Raw genomic sequence first — 20,477 nt, 5'->3', positions numbered from 1 at the left:
ACGCGAACTGGCGACCACGGCTGACCAGGTCGTCTGTGGTCTTCCGAATGGGAGACTGCCAGCATGGCTGACGGCCCGCTCGAGCACACGACAGCACTCGCGGCTCTTCGTGCCGTCGCCGTCGAACTTGCCATCCAGGATGCCAGGATCGAATTGTTGGGGCCGATCGCCGACAATGCGGTCTTCCGCCTGTCTGGCGGCATCGTCGCCCGCGTGGCGCGGTCCGCAGTCCGCGACAGAGCGGTGCGCGAGGTGCGCAGCGGAAACTGGCTCGCAGCCCAAGGAGTGCCGGCCGTGAGGCCCGTGGAAACGATCGATCAGCCCGTGACGACCGACGGTCATGTCGTCACGTTCTGGCACGAAGTGCGCGATGCGTCCATGGCCAGTACGGCCGAGCTCGCCCGACTGCTCAGGCAGCTCCACCATCTCCCAGTGCCATCGAATTTCGAGATCCCCATGCTCGACCCGTTCGTCCGCCTCCAGGAACATCTCGCCGACGCTGAGCCAGCGCTAAGCGGTGCTGACAGTCGCTTCCTTGCTGAACGGCTTGATGAGCTACGGCACGAGTACGCCCAGGTGAGTGCTGGACTCCCGGTGTGTGTCATCCACGGCGACGCCAACCGGAAGAACGCGATCCGCGGTAGCGATGGAGTTGCCGTGTTGTTGGATCTCGAGCGATTCAGCGTCGGCCCACGCGAGTGGGACCTCGTCGTATCGGCTGTCTACTTACGGCTGGGCTGGTACGACGAACGCGAGTACGACGCCTTCGTCGGGGCGTACGGCTGGGATATTCGGTCGTGGGACGGGTTCGGGGTGTTGGCCGCTCTGCGCGAGTTCCGCATGACCGCCTGGCTGCTCAGCCGGCTTGTCCGTGAACCCCGACTCAAAGACGAGACCGACCGTCGCATCGCCTCGCTCCGCCACCCAGACGCCCCGAGGTCCTGGACGCCCGGCACGTGACTCTTAGGACGCGACCGCCAGGATCTGCCGCGCGCGCTCCCGAAAGTCGGCGATCGACCGCTGGCCACCGAACGCACTCAGCCGTCGATCGAACGTCTGGACGTAGCTGCGAACGCGGGCGGACTTGATCCTTCCGGCCGCTGTGAGCGCCTTGTCGGCCGTCTCGCATGCTCGTGGGACGTCGCCGGCGTCGACGTACGAAGTGGCTAGTGACATGCGGCAGAACGTGCGGCTTCTGGGATGCAACTCAGAGGCGTCGCCGAGCGCGAGGTTGGCGTGCCGCTCGACTTCCCGCGGTGACCGGAGGGCGGTGAAGCAATGAGCCAGCTCGTCGTGAAGCTCGGCTTGGTCGAAGTAGCCGATCCAGTCAGGTTCCTCGGTGTCAGAGCCGGTTGAGAAGTTGACCTCGGCCGCCTTCATCATGCGGACGCAGGCTCGCTTGTCACCAATGCTGGCCAATCCACGTGCCTCCATGGCGGCGTACATCGCGCGGACCCGTGGAGTGGCTTCGGGACCCGCTCCCTGAGCGGCCGCCCTGGCGAGATCGACAGCTTCTCTGTACTCGCCAAGGTAGTTGGCCTGGTGACTCATCAACGCCAGAACCTTCCCACTCAACGGGCGATCCCCTGAGGAATGTGCCAGGTTGAGCGCCTGAACGAAGTAGCGCCGAGCCAGCCCGTGCAGGCCGACGTCGTACGCCATCGCTCCGGTCTTGTACGTGAATTGCGCAGCGACCGCGAACAGTTGTCGGCCGATCGCGTCGCTGTAGCTCGCATGCAGGAGTGGTGTCACCGCGTCGGCGAGGTACTGAACCGCTGCCGTTCGCGCATGCCCTCCGCCGAACTGATGGTCAAGGCCCTCGAACATGTGCAACGTCGCGCGGACCGCCGCGACGTCGTCCGTGCCAACCCGTCGGGTGCCCGTCGTGCGGTATGGCGGATCGGCGGGCGGCGAGAGAAGCCACCGAGCCATTGGAGTGGTCAACATGCTCGCGGTGACTGCCGAGCGGAGGAAGTCCGAGCGTTTCAAGTCTTCTGTCCAGAGCGTTCGAGAGGTCCGGATCGTCGCGGTACGCGATTCGGAGAAGGTCAGTGCAAGGGTCAGCGGCTGTGCACCGGCGAAGCCAAGATCGCTCAGCGACAACGCACGACCCAGGCGGCGGCCCAGCGCCTCGGCGATCAGGACCGGCTTCGCGCCACGGGGTGCCATCCCCTTCAGCCAGCGACCGACATCGACGTGGTCGCATCGGATGTCCGTGAGTCCTCTGGCCGCTGCCAGTTCACGAATGTCCCGCGCGAGCGCGCTTCGCGAGCAGGCAGCCTCATCCATCAATGCGGCGAACAACTCGTTGGGCGAATTCATGCAACCTCTTCGCGTTACCGGAACGATCCACCCACAGTAGTCGTGCTGTGGCGGAGCGAACAGGTGGCCGCCTGGGGTTTCGCGTCTGTTGTGCACGGGTTCTGCACAGGTCGTTGCCGAATGCACGGTCTTTGCTCCTCCCGCCAGGATGACGAAAGGGCTGAGATGGATGTCGTTCTCCTCGATCGACGGGGCCGACATTGTGAAATCCCTGCGACCGATGTCGGCTCCGTCCACCACGAAAGGTCACGACATGCAGCCTGTACGCACTGCCCGACCCTGGGGTCTCACAAGGATGCGCCCGTTCGCCTCTCCTGGGCGGACCCTCCCAGCCAGGCACGAGGTGGACCACGAGACCCAGGTGGGGATCTACTACGACCATCTCGGCCAGGTCGTCGCCGGCCCCAAGCACGGCTCGATCCGCAACACCAGGAACCCCCGGATGACCAACCTTGACGGACGCGTGATCGTCGACGGAACCGATCCCGACGCCGAGCAGGACTGACCTGTGCTGCGTGACTGCGTTCTCGTTGTCACAGGAGAAGATACGACCGCAGATCTGGTCATCGACGAGCTCAACCAGCGCGGCGTACCGGTGGTTCGGTTCGACCTTGCCGACTTCCCGAATGCGCTCGCCACGACCGCTCGCTACGGGGAAGGAGCGTTCGCCGGATCACTGTGGACAGAGTCCAGGGCGGCGGACCTGTCCGCAGTTCGTTCCATCTACTACCGGCGGCCAACTCAGCCCACGTTCGCCGGCCTCGCCGCCCAGGATGCGCGCTTCTCCCGGGATCAGGCGCGCTTTGGTCTTGGTGGTGTCCTCTCCGCCTTGCCCGGATGCCGCCAGGTGAACCACCCGCGCCGGCAGATGGCGGCGGAGTACAAGCCTGCACAACTGACGGTGGCAACCGAACTGGGCTTCGCAGTACCACCGACGATCGTGACAAACCGCCTGGACGATGCGCGACAGTTCGTCGAAGAACACGGGATCGCGGTGTACAAGCCGCTGTGGTCGACCGAGTACGAGGAGGACGGCGAGGCCAGGGCGATCTGGGTGCGAGCGGTGTCGACCGACGAACTGGACGAGTCGGTTGGAGGGACCGCGCATCTGTTTCAGGCACGGGTCGACAAATCCGCCGACGTCCGGGTCACCGTCGTCGGCGACCGCAGTTTCTGCGTACGGATCGATTCGCCGCTGACCGACTGGCGGGAACGCTATGACCTGATCCGGAGCTACACGGTGGTCGAACCCCCAGCCGGCCTCAACGTCCTGCTGACGAAGTACCTCGAACGGTTCGGGCTCTCCTACGGATGCTTCGATTTCGGCATCGACGCGCTCGACGGGACCTGGTGGTGGTTCGAGTGCAACCCCGGCGGCGAATGGGGATGGATCGAGTCCGAGACCGGCCTGCCCATCGCCCGGGCATTCGCGGATCTTCTCGCCGACTGAGTAAGGATGTTCCTACGATGAAACACCAGGCCCTGAGCAGGAAGCTCCGCGCGCAACTCGCCGAGCGGCTCGTCAGTAGCGGCGACCTCCGAACGGCGGAGTGGAGAGCCGCCTTCGAGTCCGTGCCCCGAGAGGCATTCCTCGCGCACTACTTCCGCCACTCCCTCGACCCGGACGGAGACAGCCGGTGGGAGCCGACGACGGCCGACGTCGATTCGGACCCCGAGACGTGGCTGGCGGAGATCTACTCAGACGACTCGCTGGTGACCCAGCTTGATGGAGCGATCCTCCCGAACGACGTGAACGGCCCGACAGCGGGGACGCCGACATCGTCGGCGACCATGCCGAGCCTCGTTGCGCGGATGTGGGAGAACCTGCTCGTCGACGATTCGTCCTCGGTCGCCGAGGTGGGCACAGGCACCGGATACTCAACGGCCCTTGCCTGCGCGCGACTTCAGCCCGCTCAGATCACCTCGGTAGACGTCGATGGCGCGGTGGTTGCCGCGGCACGGACGTCTCTCGCCAGCATCGGCTACGAACCGTGGCTCACGGTCGCTGATGGTTTGGATGGGTTGCCGACACCGCCTTCGGGTGGCTACGACCGCGTCATCGCTGCATGCTCCCTGAGAAGCGTTCCGCGCTCATGGATCGAGTCGACGAAGTCTGGCGGAAAGATTCTCTTGACGTTGTCCGGCTGGCTCGACGCCTCTGCTTTGGCTCGTGTCGATGTCACGGGACCCGCGACTGCAGAGGGCTGGTTCCTAGGTGATCCCGCCTCGTTCATGCCGGCCAGGCGCCAGGTCGCTCCGAGCATCACCGAGATCCGAACGGGTGCTCCGGACGAGATCCGGTCGACAACCTCAGTGAGCGCGGCTGTGCTCGACGAGGATCCTGGTCGCCTCCTGGTCCAACTTGCCGTTCCGAACTCCCAGCACGTGAAGGGTTCCGACGAGGCCGGACGTCCGCTGGACTATCTCGTTGACGTGGCCACAGGCTCGTACGCGGTCGTGTCGGCTGCTGACGGATCTGTGCTCCAGGGTGGACCGATACGCATGTGGGACGCCGTCGAGATCGCCGTACGTGCATGGCGAACTGCTGGAAATCCTGGCGTCGAGGCATTCAAGGTCACCATCACCGCCGAGCACCAGTACGTTGGCTTCCCCGATGCTCCAAAGCTCTGGCACCTACCCGAGTAGGCGATCGAGGGTTCCGGCGAAGGGGCGCACGGTCAGGCCGGGGCTGGGATGCGGTTGTCCTGGTGTTGGGCTTTCTTGAGGCCGAGGAGTAGGAGGCCGATGGAGATGGCGCCGACGATTGCGTAGGTGATGCGGCCGCCGAGGCCATCCCAGGTGGTGTGGAGGGCGACGGCGACGGCGTACATGCCGAGGAAGCCGAGGAATCGCTTGCCGCTAGGAGCGACGGCGAAGCGCCAGAGGCCCCAGCAGGTGATTCCGGTCCAGGCCGCGTGGCCGGCGGGGGACAGCAGGCCGCGGATGAAGAGGGTCTGCTCGGCGGCGCCGACGTTCCCGCCGGACTGCAGTAGCGCGACGAAGGCGTAGCCCATCGTCTCCAGTACGGCGAACCCGGTGCCGACCGCGACGCCGATGATGATGCCGGTGCCGATCGAGCGCCGGTACCGGTGTCCGAAGAAGAGCACCAGGATCACCGGGATCACCAGTTTCGCCGCCTCCTCGATCAGGCCTACTCCGAGCATCGGGAGAGCGCCGAGCCGCTGCATCGCGTCGTACTCGAGCAGGCCGGCGACGACCACTCCGACGACGCCACCGAAGAGCAGCGAACCGCCGAGCGTCGGGCCGTCGATCAGCCAGCGGCCGGAGCTCCTGGCCGCGAAGGTGACGAAGGTCAGCGGCACCACCAGGGCGCCGAGCAGGATCATCGTCGGGAAGAGGTTGGGGTTGCCGGTGTCGGTCAGCACGGCGAGCACCAGCAGGTACAGCACCGTGCCGACCACGAACGTCCCGACCCAGGCCCACCGGCGGACGATCTGCTGTGCGGTCATGCACTGAATCCTGCACCTGTTGGGCCTTGGGTGCAGCGGAAGATGCACGCGTGTCTGGCGACTCTCCGTTACGGTGGGTTCACGCTTGGTCCCGGGTTGCCGGTGGCGTGCATGCGCCATGTCACAGGAACGGCAGCGCTGGACAGGGCACAAGCAGGTGACGGGATTGCAGACTCCAGGAAAAGAGGTGCCTGCCCCCTGACCTCTCGAAGGAGTCCACCATGCTCTCCCCCGCCCGTCAGGCCGCCATCCTCGCGGCCGCTCTCGCCCTCGCCGGTACGACGACCCTCCAGGCCACCGCTGTACCGACCGCCTCCACCGCGTCCGCGGCACCAGCGGGCAAGTCGCAGAAGATCACCCTGATCACCGGTGACGTCGTCGAAGTCACCGACGCGGGTGCGGGCAAGAAGGCCGCGAACGTGCAACCGGCCGCCGGGCGCGAGCGGGTCGCCTTCCACACGATCGAGGTGGACGGCGGCCTGCGGGTGCTGCCGAGCGACGCCGTGCAGTTCGTGTCGTCCGGTGTGCTCGATGTGGACCTGTTCGACGTGGAGGAGCTCCTCGCGGACGGATATGGCGACACCGCCACCAGCAACCTCCCGCTGATCGTCCGGTACGCCGGTGGGGTGCAGGCGCGCTCGGCCTTGACCGGTACGACGACCACTCGCCCGCTCGACTCCATCGGCGCTGCGGCCGTCACGGCGACCAAGTCGGAGCTGACCGGGCTGTGGGAGTCGCTCAAACCGCAGTCGAAAACGGCCCGCACCCTGGACCAGGGCGTCACCAAGATCTGGCTCGACGGCAAGGTTCGCCCGGTGCTCGACCGGAGTGTCGCGCAGATCGGTGCTCCCGCCGCGTGGCAGGCCGGATACGAGGGCAGCGGCGTAGAGGTCGCCGTACTGGACACCGGTGTCGACGCGACCCACCCGGATCTGGCGGGCAAGGTGCAGCAGGCTGAGGACTTCTCCGGCAGCCCGACCGGCTCCGAGGACCACTTCGGCCACGGAACCCACGTCGCCGCCACGATCGCGGGCACCGGCGCCGGCGCGAATGGCACCCGCAAGGGCGTCGCACCCAAGGCCGATCTCCTGGTCGGCAAGGTGCTCGGCGACGACGGGTACGGATACGACTCGTGGATCATCGCCGGGATGGAGTGGGCCGCCGCCGAGGGCGCGAAGGTAGTCAACATGAGCCTCGGCGGTGGCGCGACCGACGGCACCGACCCGCTCAGCCAGGCCGTCAACGACATCACCGCGCAGACCGGGACCTTGTTCGTGGTCTCGGCGGGCAACGAGGGCCAGGACCAGTCGATCGGTACGCCGGGCGCCGCGGCCTCCGCGTTGACCGTCGGCGCTGTGGATCGCAATGACCAGCTGGCCGAGTTCTCGAGCCGCGGCCCACGCCTTGGCGACGACGGCTTGAAGCCCGAGATCACCGCGCCGGGTGTGGACATCGTCGCCGCCCGCGCCGCCGGTACCACGATGGGCGAGCCGATCGACAACCTCTACACAGCCGCCTCCGGTACGTCGATGGCCGCGCCGCACGTGGCCGGTGCCGCCGTCCTGCTCGCCCAGGCGCACCCCGACTGGACCGCGGACCAGCTCAAGAACGCCCTGGTCAGTACGGCGAAGACCACGCCTGACCTGAGCGTCTACGCCCAGGGCGCGGGCCGGGTCGACCTCGCGCGGGCCGTCGCGCAGAAGGTCTACGCGACCGGCGTCGCGGACTTCGGTCTGGCCGGCGCCTCCGCGAGCCGCACGATCACCTACCGGAACGACACCACCTCTCCGGTCACGCTGACGCTCGCGGTGGATGTGGACAACCTCGACACCCACCAGCCCGAGACCGACGCACTCGGACTGCCGTCGACCATCACCGTACCGGCCGGCGGCAGCGTCGACGTGCCGGTCACCCTGGACCCGGCCAAGCTGGTCCGCGGTCTGCACAGCGGCTGGATCGTTGCCACAGGCACCAATGGCGTCTCAGTCCGGACCGCCGTCGGCGTACTGCGGGCCGGTCCGAAGCACAAGGTCACGCTGCGCGCGGTCGGCCTGGACGGTCAGCCGACCGGCGTCCCGATGTTCTCCCTGTTCGGCGACAACTCGCGGTCCGACTCGCTGGCCTGGATCCCGGACGGCGGGAGCATCACCACCGAGATCGAGGAGGGCACCTACCTGCTGCACTCGATCGTCGAGAACTACGACCCGCAGGACGAGAAGGTCAGCGTCTTCACCGACCCGAACATCACCGTCACCCAGGACACCGAGCTCGTCATCGACGCGCGCAAGGCGGTGCCGATCACGATCGAGACGCCGAAGCCGTCCGAGCAGCAGGCCGTGCTCAGCTACTACGTGCACCGCGAGTACGGCAACGGACGCAAGATCAGCCACGGCGTGATGCACTTCAGCACGGTCGAGCAGGTCCTGGTCACGCCGACCGCGCCGGTCAAGGAGGGCAGCTTCGAGTTCTCCTCCCGCTGGCAGCTCGTCGCACCGCTGGTCCAGGCCTCCGTCCAAGGTGTACAGGGTCCGCTGGACATCAACCTGCTGCACCAGTCGCCGTCGTTCGAGGGCAAGAAGCGGTTCAGCCTGGTCGCGGCCGGCCCGGACCTTCGCGGTGTGAAGGGCGCGGTCGCCGTGCTGAATACGAGCGAGGACGGCAACGAGCAGGACCAGATCGCCGCGGCTGCGCAGGCCGGTGCGGCGGCGGTGATCCTGGTCCGCCCGGCGGACTGGTCGGCGTGGACGGTCTGGCGCCCGACCGGCGACCGCGAACCCATCCCCGCGATGGTCACGACCACCGTCGACGGCCGCAAGCTGATCGACCGGGCGCGCGCCGGCCGGGCCACGATCGACCTGACGCTGACCACGTCCAGCCCCTACCTGTACGACGTACTCCAGGTCTCGACCGGCAACATCCCGGCGAAGATCACCTACAAGGTGACGGCGGCGAACAGTGCTCGGGTGAACACCTCGTACCAGGACAACGGCGGGTTCAACTGGGCGAAAGAGCAGCGGTTCGGCTGGCGGCCGTGGCAGGAGTACGCGTGGAACGACTCCCAGCGGTTCGTCGAGACACCGAAGGTCCGCGAGGAGTGGGTGACCGCGGGAGACTCGCTCTGGCAGCACCGGGTGCACCACCTCTACACCTGGGACACGATGAACCCGCTGCAAGGTGGGCTGACCTCGTTGCCACGGACGTATCGGACCGGGGCATCCAATGAAAGCTGGTTCAAGCCCGTTGTACGTCCGGCGGCCGTGCCTGGTTTGACGTCCACCCGGACCGGCGACCGCTTGTCACTGCGGATTCCGGCCTTCGTCGATGCCGCCGGCCACTACACGATCGGCGAGACCACATCGTCGTCGGCCGTGCTGAAGAAGGACGGCGCCGTCGTCGCGGAACTGCCCGACGCCTGGGCCGATGTGATCACCAGCGGCGGCGACGCGGCGTACCGGCTGGAGCTCAACACTCAGCGCGACGACTCCGAAGGCGAGTGGAACTGGGCGACGGAGACCCGGACCGCGTGGGAGTTCCGGTCGAAGAAGGCGCCGGAGGACCAGGCCGTGGCGTTGCCGTTGCTGCAGGTCGGGTACGACGTACCGACGGATCTGACCGGGCGGGTCGCCCGGCTGCCGCACATGATCGGATTCAAGGTGAACCAGCAGGCCGGAGCTGCGGCGGCGCGGTCGACCTCGTTGCAGGCGGAGGTGTCGTTCGACGAGGGCAAGACCTGGCGGCGGGTCATCACGGTCGGGGCGCTCGGGCAGTACGTCGGTGTGGTTCCGGCGGGCAATGGCACGGTCTCCCTGCGAGTGGTTGCGGGTGACAACGCCGGGAACAAGGTCAGCCAGACGGTGATCCGGGCGTACGGGCGCAAGTAGTTCAGCAGCTGAATCGGCCCGGACAGGTGGCAGCCTGCCCGGGCCGATTGCGTTAGAGCCAGTTGCGTTTGGCGGCCTGGAAGGCGAGGCCCGTCCGCGTGTCGACTCCGGCCAGCGCCATCATCCGGTCGAGCCGGCGCTGCACGGTACGGCGGCTGATGCCGAGCTGCGACGCGATCGACTTGTCCGGGACGCCGGCCACCATCAGCGACAGCAGGAAGCGTTCGGAGTCGTCCAGCCCTTCGGTGATCTCGGCGTCGCTCGCCTGCAACCTCACCGGTGTCGCTGCCTCCCAGTGCGTCTCGAAAAGGGCCAGCAGCGCGTCGAGCAGTTGCCCCTGGCTGATCACCGCGGCGGTCGGCTCGCCGATCCCGAGCGCCTCGTCGCGCACCAGCGGGCAGACAGCCGTCGCCCGGTCCACGATCGCCAGCCGGACCGGCAGCGTCGGGAGCGTCCGGGCCTCCTCGCCCCAGCCGACCCCTTCGGCGATGGTGTCGAGCTCGCCCGGCGTCTCCAGCAGCGCACGCTCGTAGATGGCCCGGTACCGGACGCCGCGGCTGAGCGCGCCGTACTCCTCAGTGTTCTCGGCGCCCTGCATCGCCAGCGGATTGGCGCGGCAGAACCACAGGATCTCCTCGCGGGCCGACTCCTGCAGATCGCGGAGCCGGTCGCGGAGCGCCTTCGCCCCGACGATCACCTCGACCAGGTGGTGCGCGTCCCGCCGGCTCGCGTTGGCCCGGAACTCCTCGCTCAGTGAGGCCACCGCCTGCCGCGCCGATTCGAGCGACTCCTGCCGCCGGAGCAGCGTCGTACCGAGGGCCACATCCGGTGGCAGCGGGCGGAAGACGGGGTCGTCACCCGGCTGTGCGGCGACCAGACCCTTCGCCTGCAGTCGCTGCAGCACCTCGTCCACCTCGTGCTGCGGCAACTTGGCGACCTCGGCCAGCTCCGCGGATCTCGCGACCGACAACCCGACCAGCAGCCGGTACGCCTGCTCCTCGCCTGCGTCGAGCAGCGATCCGTCCTGCATCGCCCCACCTCCAATGCTCGAAGCTCAACCTACGCAGCCGATCCGCGCAGTGGCGAGCAATTTCCTCAACCACGGCAACAAACCTTCTCAGCGCCCGACACCGTTGCGCCATTCCCTCTGGTTGACACTCCTGGCACCACAGTGCCATCACGAAGTCCGCGCTACTCCGTCACCAACGGTGAACCACGAACCGCTCCCGCCCGAGTTCACACCGAACACCAACCACTCCCGCCCGAGTTCACCGAAAGAGATCGACATGACCGTCACCGACTACGTCGGCATCGCCGGCCTGGTTGCCGCCGCGTTGCTCGCACTCTGGATGCTCCTCGGCGCCACCTCACCCTTCCACCGCGGCAACTCCACCCCCACCACCCCAACCCCACCCAGACACCGAGGCGCCCCCACCGGCAACCTCCTCCACCGAATCCTTCGCCGACCGCACCCCATCCCCGCCGCGCCCAACCCAGGACCTCGCCGCACGCGTCGCGCCCCAAAACCAGGACCTTGAACAACAACCCGGGACCATCAACACCGCACGACTAGACCGACCCCCCGACAATTTGTTCACGGTCCCCACTCGCGCGGCCGTCGGGGCCTCAAGGAGTCTGGACGGAGGCTGCTGACCCGTGTTGGCGTTGCGCCAGTGCATCCGGGTCTGCGAGGGCTTGGGTTCGTATCGGCGCAACTGGCCGTCGTACGTCGTACTGGAATGGCGGAGCTCAACTTGCGGCCGCAGCGTAGATGAAGTCGCCGGTGCGGGTGAAGTTGACGGGGGTGCCGTTGAGGAGGACCTCGGTGGCGGTTGGGGCGGTGATGGCGATCGCCTTTGCTGGGTCGGTTGAGGCGGTCAGGGTGCGGCCGTCGATGCGTAGCTTGGATCCGTCGTAGGTGACCGCGATGTCGTTCACCGGAACCGGCGAGTTGACCAGGACTTTGCCGGCACGCTGCACCGTCGACCCGTCGTACAGGATGAAGGACTGCACGCTTCCGGCGGGATTGTCCTGGACGTAGAGGATCTTCCCGTCGAAGTTGTACGTTCCGAATGCGCGCTTGGCCTTCGTCGCCCATGACTTGTAGTACGTGCCGCGACCGCCGTCGCCGAAGCGGATGTCCAGTGCTGTGACGAGATCCGGCGTCAGCGTGCCTACCGGCAGCCGAGTGATCCGTACGCCGGTGTCCGCGGCCCCCGACGAAGGCAGCAGCAGGGTGTCGAACGTCGTACGCCCCGCGACCTGCTTGACGTACGAGGAGTACTTCGCGTCGCTGACGCGGTAGAACGCAGGCGAGTAGTAACCGTTGGCGACCGAGGCGGTGAGCTTCCCGGGATCCGCGGGGACGACTGTCACGTTCGCGCCGGATCCGAACCGGGTGACCGTTGCCTTGGTCGTGCTGCTCTGGGTGAGATTCGCGTCCGGCAGGAAGTGCCAGTTCTGCTCGTAGCGGTGCGAGGCGGTGTCGCGCGGCCTGAGCTGATCGGATACCACCGACACGCCGGAGCGCAAGGCCAGCACGGACCGCGCGTGCCACGCGCCGGCCGAGGCATCGGTGTTCCCGCTGATCAGGTCGAACGCCGGATTGCTGACGAAATGGGTGATCTCGCCGGCGGCCTTGGAGTTCTGCGGCAAGTTGTCGACCTCGACGGTGTTGTGGGCCTCCGTGGTCTTCCGCAACCAGTCCGATCGTGGATCCGAGCTGTAGCTGTACGTGCCCGGGTCGACCAGCAACTCGCGGCCGTGCTTGTACGTGACGAGCGACAGTTCGTCGGGATGACTGTGGGGACCGCGATCGATGTTGTACCGCAGGTAGGCGTCGTCCGCCGACCATCCGGAGCGGGAGACCGCCACCCGGGTGTCCGGATACCGCGCCGCGACGTGCGCGGGCTTCGTACCGGCCTTCCCAGACGTACCGACGTAGATCAGCTCCTGGTCGCCGAGCAGCTCGCCGAGACGGCGCAGTACCGTGCGCTGGTCATCGCTGCCACTGTCCCCGTAGTTCGCGGTGTAGCCGTTCGGAAGTGTCTGGTCCATCAGGAAGTGGCCGAGCTTGCGGAGCTTCTCGGTCGCGGTGAAGGCGATGCCGTGCTTCTTCATGAACTCGACGAGGTCGACGTACTGAGAGACGTACCCGCGGGCGTAGCCGCTGGTCGCCTCCCGGTACCCGCCGTCGGGGTAGGTCGAGTCGTTCAGCTGACCCGCCAGGAAGTCGGCCGCGTTGCCCCGCCAGCCCGCGGCCGCGGTGAACTCCGGCAGGTAGACCGCGGCGTGGAGCAGCGAGATCTTCTGGGTCTGCATCCAGTTCGGGCTGTCGTGGACGTTGCCCCGCAGGTGCAGGCCCGATCGGTACATCGTCTTCAGGATCTGGACGTTCTCCTCCGCGTCCAGCGATGGACTGGTGCGCAGGATCTCGTACGCCGCCGTCCAGTTGTCCAGCCGGCGCGCGGTGTCCAGGCTGCGCGGATACGAGCCCGCGCCGTACTCGGTGCCGTACCCGTCGGCATCGGCGATGAAGTCGGTCATCGTGCCGATCAGGGCGTCGGCGTACTTCTCCTCGCCGGTCCCCTGGTACGCCCTGGCCAGAGGGCCGGCGAAGAAGAAGCGCGCCAACTGGTACCAGTACTCCTTGTCGGCGCCGGCCGGCAGCAGCCAGTCGAAGCCACCGGGATCGCCCTGCCAGGAGTACGTGTTCTGCACGGTGTTGTTCCAGGTACGGCTGCTCTCCACGAACGCCTCGGAGTTGCTGAACACCATCACGTCCTTGGCGGCGTCCGCGCGCCCGGTCAGCGAGAGCTCCGCGCTGCGCACACCGGAGACACCGCGCAGGTCGAACTGCAGGTAGGCCTTCCGGGTCTCGGCCGTGAACGGGCCGCTGCCCTGGTCCCGTACCTGCAGGACGTCCTTGCCGCCGTACGACGTACCGGCGTCGGTGCCGGCCTTGATGTAGGTGTCGGCCGTGGGGTTGAGCGTCCGGACCGAACCATCGGTCAGCGTCAGCCGCAGGGCCGGCCTACCCGAAGCCTTCTCGCGGCTGTTGACCGAGGCCGTGACCGGCTCCTTGGTCCGGGCCATCAGCAGGAAGCCCGCGGTTCCACCCGTCGCTGCGACCGCGGCCGCGGTGACGTCGGCGGTGACGGTCGACTCCTGTGCGCTGAACCGCAGCGTGGTCCGGTAGACCTCTCCGGAGCCCAGCGTCCAGATGTGGTCGGGCGTCAACTCGAGGACGCCGGGCCAGTCGTTGTGGGTGAACTTGCCGGCGTCATTGGCCGGACGGCTGCGGTAGTAGCTGAGGAGTTCGCGCTTGGCGGCGGCGTAGTCACCAGCTCGTACGGCGGCCTCGACGCCGCCCAGGTCCGCGATGCCGTCGTAGTCCAGGAGCGCGAAGAACTCCGCGTCGGACAGATTCTCGGCGGTGGATCCAACCCGGGCGCCAACAGTCCCGGCGAGCAACAACAGGGTCGTGGTGGCGGCGACCACAGCCGCACGCCTTCTGGTACGCATACGAGACACCGGATCTCCCCACAACGGTTTCCTGGAACGGCACCAGACCCTAGGTGTTCGGCAGGTACACAGGCTCGGACCAGAAAGCGGGCAGAAACCGAACGGAAAGCAACTGCTCGGCCGCAGGCGGGGTCTCGGGAGCGGGTGATGGTCGCCACACTCCGGCAGGCGAAAGGTCCCGGGGAATGCAAAAAGTCCCGGTCGTCGACCGGGACTTCCTGTGCGCGAGGGGGGAGTTGAACCCCCACGCCCTTTCGGGCACACGGACCTGAACCGTGCGCGTCTGCCTATTCCGCCACCCGCGCGCTGACTGCTTCTGAACTGCCATCCGCAGCCGAGGAAGAACATTAGCATGCGATCCGGAAGAGTCTTGCATTGCGGGTTGGGTCGAACCTCCCGATACGATCGATCGTCGTACCAGGTGTGCCCACCGTGCACCCGGTGGGCGTTGGCGTACGGCGAGCCTGCGAAGGGCGCCGTTCGGCAAGCACGATCGTTGGCCCCAGCTGACGACCGACCGTTAGGAGGACGCGTGCGACCGCTGCAGCGCTTCGAGCGACGCCTGGAGGGCATCGTGAGTGGTGTCTTCGCGCGCGCGTTCAAGGGCGACGTGGAGCCGATCGAACTGGCCGCGGCGCTCAAACGGGAGATCGACAACACCGCCCGGATCCTGTCCCGGGACCGCCGGCTGGTGCCGAACAGCTTCACCATCGAGCTCGGCCCGGACGACTTCGAGCGGCTGAACGCCTACGGCCGGACGCTGAACCACGAACTCGCCAACGAGTTGCGCGACCACGCCGAGATCCAGCGCTATACCTTCTCCGGACCGATCGAGATCCAGCTGACCCAGGCCGACGACCTACCGACCGGCAAGTTCCGGGTCGTCAGCGCCACCATCGGGACGCCGAACCGGCGCCCGCCCGAACCGACCCCACCGGAGCCGATGCAGTACCCACCGAACGACGGACCGACCGTGATGCAGAGCGCACCGGTGCCACCACCTCAAGCGCCCCCGGCGGCCCGCCGCGGCCATCCGCAGGTGCTGCTGGAGGTGAACGGCCGCCGCCGGCCGATCAATCCGCCAGGCGTGGTGCTCGGTCGCGGGACGGACGCCGACATCCAGATCAACGACCCGGGCGTCTCCCGGCGGCATGCCGAGATCCGGCTGATGCCGGCCGCCCCAGGAGTGGTCCGGGTGGTGCTGGTCGACCTAGGCTCCACCAACGGCACGCTGGTGAACGGCCGCCGGACGGCCGAGGCGGAACTGACCGACGGATCGACTGTGAGGATCGGGAACACGACCATGACGCTGCGCCTGGCGGACGAGCCGATCGCCCAGCCGCCGAGCAGCGGGTGGTGACTGGCCTTCCATGTCGGAACTGACCCTGACCCTGATCAAACTGGGGTTTCTGGCGCTGCTCTGGATGTTCGTCCTGGCAGTGCTGTCCGTGATCCGCTCGGACCTGTTCGGCGCCAAGGTGGACAGCCGCGCGCCGGCGCCGGTGCTGGCCCAGGGCGGCCGGACGCCGAAGCCGGTCAAACCGAGCAAGAAGAAGAAAGGGCAGCCAGGTTCGGTGACGATCGCCGACGGACCACAGGCCGGGGTCGGCGCGACCCTGAGCGCCGAGCCGGTGGTGATCGGCCGCGGCTCGGACTGCCAGATCCGGCTCGACGACGACTACTCGTCCACCCGGCACGCCCGGTTGTTCCAGTCCGAGGGTGAGTGGTGGGTCGAGGACCTCGGCTCCACCAACGGCACGTACCTGGACGGGCAGCGGGTGAGCCGGCCGGTGCCGGCCGAGATCGGCGGTTCGATCCGGATCGGCCGGACGACGCTGAACATCGCGAAGTAGGCCGCCGCCATGACCTTGTCACTCGACTACGCCGCACTGTCCGACATCGGAAAGCGCCACAACAACGAGGACTCCGCGTACGCCGGTCCGCACCTGCTGCTGCTCGCCGACGGTATGGGCGGTGCGGCGGCCGGTGAGGTGGCCAGTGCGGCCGCCGTCCAGGTGATCCGCCGGCTGGACAAACCGGGGATCTCCGGTGAGGACATGATCGAGGCGCTGGCCGGTGCCGTGCATCGGGCCAACGAGCGGCTGTCCGAGCTGGTCGAGGAGGACCCCGAACGCGAGGGGATGGGGTCGACCGTCACGGCGCTGATGTTCGACGGCGTCCAGCTCGGGCTGGCCCATCTCGGCGACTCGCGGGCGTACCGGATGCGCGGTGGACAGTTGCAGCAGCTGAGCCACGACCACACGTTCGTCCAGTCGCTGGTGGACGAGGGCCGGATCTCGGCCGAGGAGGCCTTCACCCATCCGCACCGGAATCTGATCCTCCGGGTGCTGGACGGCCGGCCCGACTCGGATCCGGACCTGGAGATCCTCGACGTCCAGGCCGGCGACCGGCTGATGCTGTGCAGCGACGGCCTGCCCGACTACGTCAGCGACCGGCAGATCGCCGCCTCGATGTCGGACGGTACGCCGGACTCGGTCGTGGTCGAGCTGATCACGCACGCCCTGGAAGCCCAGTCGAACGACAACATCACCTGCGTCGTGGCCGACGTGGTCGAGACGGAGCCGGTGAGCGGGACCGCTCCCCAACTCGTCGGAGCCGCCGCCGAGCTCGCGCAGGGTGGCACCGGTCGCGGCGATCCGACTGTCGTAGTACGGCGGGGTGATGGTGACGACAGGCTCGGTGGAGCCGCGGGCCACCTGGATCCGGAGGAGTTGCGGTATGCGCCCCGGGCACCGAAGCGGTTCCTCTGGTTGCGCCGGCTCGCAGTCCTGATCGTGGCGCTGGCCCTGATCGGCGGCGGCGGCTGGCTCGCGTACGGCTGGACCCAGAAGCAGTACTACGTCGGTACCGACGGCGACTACGTGGCGATCTTCAAGGGTGTCGACGATGAGATCCCCGGGCTCACCCTGTCGAACATGTACGAGAAGCAGACGTTGCAGGTGGACAAGCTGCCGACGTACAGCCGGGAGCAGGTCGAGGGCAACATCCAGGCCGACGATCTGGCCGCGGCCCGGGAGATCGTCAGCGAACTGCAGCGGACCGCGGCCGAGTGCGCGGCCAAGGCGGCCAAGCAGACCCCCAAGCCGACGCCGGCGCCGACCACTCCGACCGCCTCGGGCAAGCCGCCGGTGTCCACGCCGCCCAAGACGCCGATCACCACTCCGGTGTCGACACCGGCCAGCACGCCGTCCAGCACACCTGACGGCACGGTCAACCCCGACGACTGCGACGGGGTTCGATGAGTATCGCGTCCACCTCCGTCATCCAGATCATCCCGCGCACCCGGCGCGGGGTGGAACTGATGCTGCTCATCATCGCGATCGCCGTCGCGGTGGGCGCCTACATCAACATCGGCCTCACCGTGCAGGACCGGATCCCGGCCAGCACCGGGTACTACGCCGCCGGGATCAGTCTGCTCGCCCTGATCGCCCACATGGTGCTGCGCTACCGCGCCCCGTACGCCGATCCGGTGATGCTGCCGTGCGCGGTGCTCCTCAACGGCCTCGGCGTCGCGATGATCCACCGGGTCGACCTTGGGCTGAAGCAGGCCGCCGAGGCCGCCGGACGGGAGCCCCGCTCCGCCGCCGCACCGCAGCAGATCACCTGGACCGCGGTCGGCATCATCCTGTTCCTGGTCGTCATCCTGCTCATCCGGGACCACCGCCGGCTGCAGGCCCTCACCTACACAGCGGGCCTGGCCGGTCTCATCCTGCTGATCCTGCCGCTGGTCCCCGGGCTCGGGGTCAACATCAACGGCGCGCAGATCTGGATCCGGTTCCTCGGTATGTCGTTCCAGCCGGGCGAGTTCGCCAAGCTCAGCCTGGTCGTCTTCTTCGCCGGCTACCTGGTGGTGAAGCGGGACGTGCTGACCCTGGCCGGGCACCGGTTCCTCGGTCTCGATCTGCCCAGGGCCCGCGACCTCGGCCCGATCCTGATCGCCTGGGCGGTCAGCCTGGGTGTCCTGGTCTTCGAGAAGGATCTCGGCTCGTCGCTGCTGTTCTTCGGCCTGTTCCTGTTCCTGCTGTACGTCGCGACCGAGCGGGCCGGCTGGCTGCTCATCGGTGGCCTGTTGTTCCTCGGCGGCGCCTGGTTCGCGTACGCCACCTTCGGCCACGTGAACAAGCGGGTGGCGGACTGGCTGGACCCGTTCAACGAGGTCGGCGGCCAGGTCTCGAACGCGCTGATGGGCCAGGCCTGGGGCGGTGTGCTCGGCCGCGGACTGGGCCAGGGCCGGCCCGAGATCCTCGGCTTCTACGGCCAGAGCGACTTCATCATCTCCTCGTTCGGCGAGGAGCTCGGCCTGACCGGGATGATCGCGATCATCCTGGTCTATACGCTGATCGTGGAGCGCGGCCTGCGCACCGCCCTCGGCTGCCGGGACATCTTCGGCAAGCTGCTCGCGACCGGTCTGGCGATGTCGTTCGCGCTGCAGGTGTTCGTGATCGTCGGCGGGGTCACCGGCCTGATCCCGCTGACCGGCCTGGCCACGCCGTTCATGGCGCTCGGTGGGACCTCACTGGTGGCGAACTGGGCGATCATCGCCCTGCTGCTGCGAATCAGTGACCAGGCCCGCCGGCCGCAGACCCCCGCGGCTCCGGTATCCGACGAGACGATCGCCATGGCGGTGCAGAAGCAGTGAACTCAGCGATCCGACGACTGGCCGTGGCGGCGATCATCCTGATGCTCGCGCTGATGGCGAACTCGACCTATCTGCAGGCGTTCCGGGCGAACGAGCTGAACGGCCGCAACGACAACCGCCGGGTGCGCGACTCGCAGTTCTCGGTGGACCGCGGCCCGATCCTGATCGGCGCGACGCCGATCGCGCAGAGCAAACCGTCCAACGACCGGTTCGAGTACCAGCGGACCTACCTGCCGTCGGTCGCCGCCGCGTACGCCCCGGTCACCGGGTTCTACTCCTACCTGTACGGCCGGGCCGGGATCGAGCTGACCCAGAACTCCGAGCTGAACGGCTCCGACCCGTCGCTCGCGTTCCGCCGGGTGGTGGACGTGATCACGAACCGTCGCCAGCAGGGCGCGAGCGTCTCCCTCACGCTGAACGCGGCGGCCCAGCTGGCGGCGTACAAGGGACTGTCCGGGAAGAAGGGCGCGGTCGTCGCGATCGAGCCGAAGACCGGCAAGGTGCTGGCGCTGGTGTCGCGACCCTCGTACGACCCGAACGAACTGGCCGGCCACGACCTGGACCAGGTCAGCGACGCCTGGACGAAGCTGAACGAGGACGCGAACAAGCCGATGTCGAACCGGGCGATCAAGGAGATCTACCCGCCCGGGTCGACGTTCAAGCTGGTCACCATGGCCGCGGCACTGTCCAGCGGCCGGTACACGCCCGAGACCAAGGTGCGCAGCCCAGCCGTGCTGGAGCTGCCGCAGACGACGGTCGGGCTGCCGAACCAGAACGGCCAGAACTGCGGCGGCAGCGACAACGCCACGCTGACGGTCGCGCTGCGCCTGTCCTGCAACACCGCGTTCGGCTCGGTCGGGCTCGACCTCGGCGCGGACGCGCTGCGCGAGCAGGCGGAGAAGTTCGGCTTCGGCGAGCGCCAGCTGCCCGAGCTGGGTGCGGTCGCCAGCCGGTTCCCGGCCGACCCGAACGCCCCGCAGGTCGCGCAGTCCGCGATCGGCCAGTTCGACGTCCAGGCCACGCCGCTGCAGATGGCGATGGTGGCGGCCGGGATCGCCAACGGCGGTGACGTGATGAAGCCCTACCTGGTGCAGAACGTGAAGACCGCTGACCTGAAGACGGTCTCGGAGACCAAGCCCGAGTCGTTGCACCAGGCGGTTTCGCCGGAGGTCGCGAGCCAGTTGACCCAGATGATGGTGGACGTGGTCCAGAACGGCACCGGCAAGCCCGGCCGGATCAGCGGCGTCCAGGTGGCCGGTAAGACCGGTACCGCGCAGACGTCGCCGGACAAGCCGCCGTTCGCGTGGTTCACCTCGTTCGCGCCGGCCAACGACCCGAAGGTGGCGGTCGCGGTGATGATCGAGGACGCGAACGTACCGCGCAACGACATCGCTGGTGGAACCTTGGCCGCACCGATCGCGAAAGCGGTGATGGAGGCGGTGCTGAGCCAATGACGACGATACGGAATGATGCGCTGACAGCGCGTCTCACCAGACCGGGGCGGTGGCGCGGGGCAAGAAATCAGCCCAGACCGGGGCGGTGGGGCGGGGCAAGAAATCAGCACAGCGGGGGTCCAGGTGTGGCTACGGCTACGGTGGGCAAATTGAGTGTGTTTCGGCC

General features: G+C 67.7%; 15 protein-coding genes and 1 tRNA gene. 11 read left to right on the top strand and 5 right to left on the bottom strand.

The genetic code is table 11. The features are described 5' to 3' along the window. Positions 1 to 63 precede the first annotated feature (63 nt). Positions 64 to 960 (top strand): phosphotransferase enzyme family protein, encoded by an 897-nt coding sequence (locus EV643_RS03740; protein ID WP_133798485.1) that lies wholly within the window; start codon positions 64 to 66, stop codon positions 958 to 960. 3 nt (positions 961 to 963) lie between these two features. Here the strand turns inward: EV643_RS03740 and EV643_RS03735 are convergent, their stop codons facing one another. Next, entirely contained in the window at positions 964 to 2,559 is a 1,596-nt protein-coding gene (locus EV643_RS03735; protein ID WP_166665303.1) for an NsdA family TPR-like regulatory protein, read from the bottom strand. On the opposite strand from EV643_RS03735, the gene tgmA reads away from it, so the two are divergent. Genes tgmA through tgmC form a run of 3 tightly spaced genes read left to right on the top strand, consistent with a single transcriptional unit; the run spans position 2,471 to position 4,968 of the window. Continuing rightward, complete coding sequence (gene tgmA / locus EV643_RS44000) at positions 2,471 to 2,827, top strand: putative ATP-grasp-modified RiPP (protein ID WP_133798483.1); 357 nt, start codon at positions 2,471 to 2,473, stop codon at positions 2,825 to 2,827. The two genes, EV643_RS03735 and tgmA, sit on opposite strands and share 89 nt — an antisense overlap. A gap of 3 nt (positions 2,828 to 2,830) precedes the next feature. Next, positions 2,831 to 3,772 (top strand): ATP-grasp ribosomal peptide maturase, encoded by a 942-nt coding sequence (gene tgmB, locus EV643_RS03725; protein ID WP_166665301.1) that lies wholly within the window; start codon positions 2,831 to 2,833, stop codon positions 3,770 to 3,772. A gap of 17 nt (positions 3,773 to 3,789) precedes the next feature. Next, on the top strand, positions 3,790 to 4,968 hold the full coding sequence (tgmC, locus tag EV643_RS03720) for an ATP-grasp peptide maturase system methyltransferase (protein WP_166665300.1): 1,179 nt from the start codon (positions 3,790 to 3,792) through the stop codon (positions 4,966 to 4,968). Positions 4,969 to 5,000: 32 nt separating this feature from the next. Here tgmC and EV643_RS03715 read toward each other — a convergent pair whose 3' ends face one another. Further along, positions 5,001 to 5,792, bottom strand: a complete 792-nt coding sequence (locus tag EV643_RS03715) for a PrsW family intramembrane metalloprotease (RefSeq protein ID WP_133798481.1) — start codon at positions 5,790 to 5,792, stop codon at positions 5,001 to 5,003. A gap of 221 nt (positions 5,793 to 6,013) precedes the next feature. Here EV643_RS03715 and EV643_RS03710 point away from each other — a divergent pair, with 221 nt between their 5' ends. Next, positions 6,014 to 9,673, top strand: coding sequence for a S8 family peptidase (locus EV643_RS03710; RefSeq protein WP_133798480.1), 3,660 nt, complete (start codon positions 6,014 to 6,016; stop codon positions 9,671 to 9,673). Positions 9,674 to 9,725: 52 nt separating this feature from the next. On the opposite strand, the gene EV643_RS03705 is transcribed toward EV643_RS03710, so the two are convergent. Then, positions 9,726 to 10,703 carry a helix-turn-helix domain-containing protein gene (locus EV643_RS03705; protein WP_133798479.1) on the bottom strand — a complete coding sequence of 326 codons (978 nt, stop codon included), beginning with the start codon at positions 10,701 to 10,703 and terminating at the stop codon, positions 9,726 to 9,728. A 256-nt stretch (positions 10,704 to 10,959) separates the two neighbouring features. On the opposite strand from EV643_RS03705, the gene EV643_RS03700 reads away from it, so the two are divergent. After that, positions 10,960 to 11,211, top strand: a complete 252-nt coding sequence (locus EV643_RS03700) for a hypothetical protein (protein ID WP_133798478.1) — start codon at positions 10,960 to 10,962, stop codon at positions 11,209 to 11,211. A gap of 211 nt (positions 11,212 to 11,422) precedes the next feature. Here EV643_RS03700 and EV643_RS03695 read toward each other — a convergent pair whose 3' ends face one another. Together EV643_RS03695 and EV643_RS03690 are read right to left on the bottom strand one after the other, a co-directional pair. Beyond that, on the bottom strand, positions 11,423 to 14,197 hold the full coding sequence (locus tag EV643_RS03695; RefSeq protein ID WP_133798477.1) for a heparinase II/III family protein: 2,775 nt from the start codon (positions 14,195 to 14,197) through the stop codon (positions 11,423 to 11,425). Positions 14,198 to 14,418: 221 nt separating this feature from the next. Beyond that, positions 14,419 to 14,502 (bottom strand) — tRNA-Leu (locus tag EV643_RS03690). Positions 14,503 to 14,729: 227 nt separating this feature from the next. Between EV643_RS03690 and EV643_RS03685 the strand changes: the two genes are divergently transcribed. Genes EV643_RS03685 through EV643_RS03665 form a run of 5 tightly spaced genes read left to right on the top strand, consistent with a single transcriptional unit; the run spans position 14,730 to position 20,311 of the window. Then, positions 14,730 to 15,557 (top strand): FHA domain-containing protein, encoded by an 828-nt coding sequence (locus tag EV643_RS03685; RefSeq protein ID WP_133798476.1) that lies wholly within the window; start codon positions 14,730 to 14,732, stop codon positions 15,555 to 15,557. Between the two features lie 10 nt (positions 15,558 to 15,567). Beyond that, positions 15,568 to 16,050: an FHA domain-containing protein FhaB/FipA gene (locus tag EV643_RS03680; RefSeq protein ID WP_133798475.1), complete on the top strand. Its 483-nt coding sequence runs from the start codon at positions 15,568 to 15,570 to the stop codon at positions 16,048 to 16,050. Positions 16,051 to 16,059: 9 nt separating this feature from the next. Then, positions 16,060 to 17,460, top strand: coding sequence for a PP2C family protein-serine/threonine phosphatase (locus EV643_RS03675; protein ID WP_133798474.1), 1,401 nt, complete (start codon positions 16,060 to 16,062; stop codon positions 17,458 to 17,460). After that, complete coding sequence (locus EV643_RS03670) at positions 17,457 to 18,857, top strand: FtsW/RodA/SpoVE family cell cycle protein (protein WP_133798473.1); 1,401 nt, start codon at positions 17,457 to 17,459, stop codon at positions 18,855 to 18,857. Before EV643_RS03675 ends, EV643_RS03670 begins: the two co-directional genes overlap by 4 nt. After that, positions 18,854 to 20,311 carry a peptidoglycan D,D-transpeptidase FtsI family protein gene (locus EV643_RS03665; protein ID WP_133798472.1) on the top strand — a complete coding sequence of 486 codons (1,458 nt, stop codon included), beginning with the start codon at positions 18,854 to 18,856 and terminating at the stop codon, positions 20,309 to 20,311. Before EV643_RS03670 ends, EV643_RS03665 begins: the two co-directional genes overlap by 4 nt. Positions 20,312 to 20,477: the final 166 nt, after the last annotated feature.

Source organism: Kribbella caucasensis (assembly GCF_004361855.1).
Taxonomy (GTDB): domain Bacteria; phylum Actinomycetota; class Actinomycetes; order Propionibacteriales; family Kribbellaceae; genus Kribbella; species Kribbella caucasensis.
This window is presented reverse-complemented; position numbering and strand designations above follow the sequence as displayed.

Excerpts from the sequence above, each read along its gene's own strand:
- EV643_RS03700 (WP_133798478.1), top strand. The coding sequence starts at position 10,960 with ATGACCGTCACCGACTACGTCGGCATCGCCGGCCTGGTTGCCGCCGCG.
- EV643_RS03675 (WP_133798474.1), top strand. The coding sequence starts at position 16,060 with ATGACCTTGTCACTCGACTACGCCGCACTGTCCGACATCGGAAAGCGC.
- EV643_RS03710 (WP_133798480.1), top strand. The coding sequence starts at position 6,014 with ATGCTCTCCCCCGCCCGTCAGGCCGCCATCCTCGCGGCCGCTCTCGCC.
- EV643_RS03740 (WP_133798485.1), top strand. The coding sequence starts at position 64 with ATGGCTGACGGCCCGCTCGAGCACACGACAGCACTCGCGGCTCTTCGT.
- EV643_RS03715 (WP_133798481.1), bottom strand. The coding sequence starts at position 5,792 with ATGACCGCACAGCAGATCGTCCGCCGGTGGGCCTGGGTCGGGACGTTC.
- tgmA (WP_133798483.1), top strand. The coding sequence starts at position 2,471 with ATGACGAAAGGGCTGAGATGGATGTCGTTCTCCTCGATCGACGGGGCC.
- tgmC (WP_166665300.1), top strand. The coding sequence starts at position 3,790 with ATGAAACACCAGGCCCTGAGCAGGAAGCTCCGCGCGCAACTCGCCGAG.
- EV643_RS03670 (WP_133798473.1), top strand. The coding sequence starts at position 17,457 with ATGAGTATCGCGTCCACCTCCGTCATCCAGATCATCCCGCGCACCCGG.
- EV643_RS03680 (WP_133798475.1), top strand. The coding sequence starts at position 15,568 with ATGTCGGAACTGACCCTGACCCTGATCAAACTGGGGTTTCTGGCGCTG.
- EV643_RS03695 (WP_133798477.1), bottom strand. The coding sequence starts at position 14,197 with ATGCGTACCAGAAGGCGTGCGGCTGTGGTCGCCGCCACCACGACCCTG.
- EV643_RS03705 (WP_133798479.1), bottom strand. The coding sequence starts at position 10,703 with ATGCAGGACGGATCGCTGCTCGACGCAGGCGAGGAGCAGGCGTACCGG.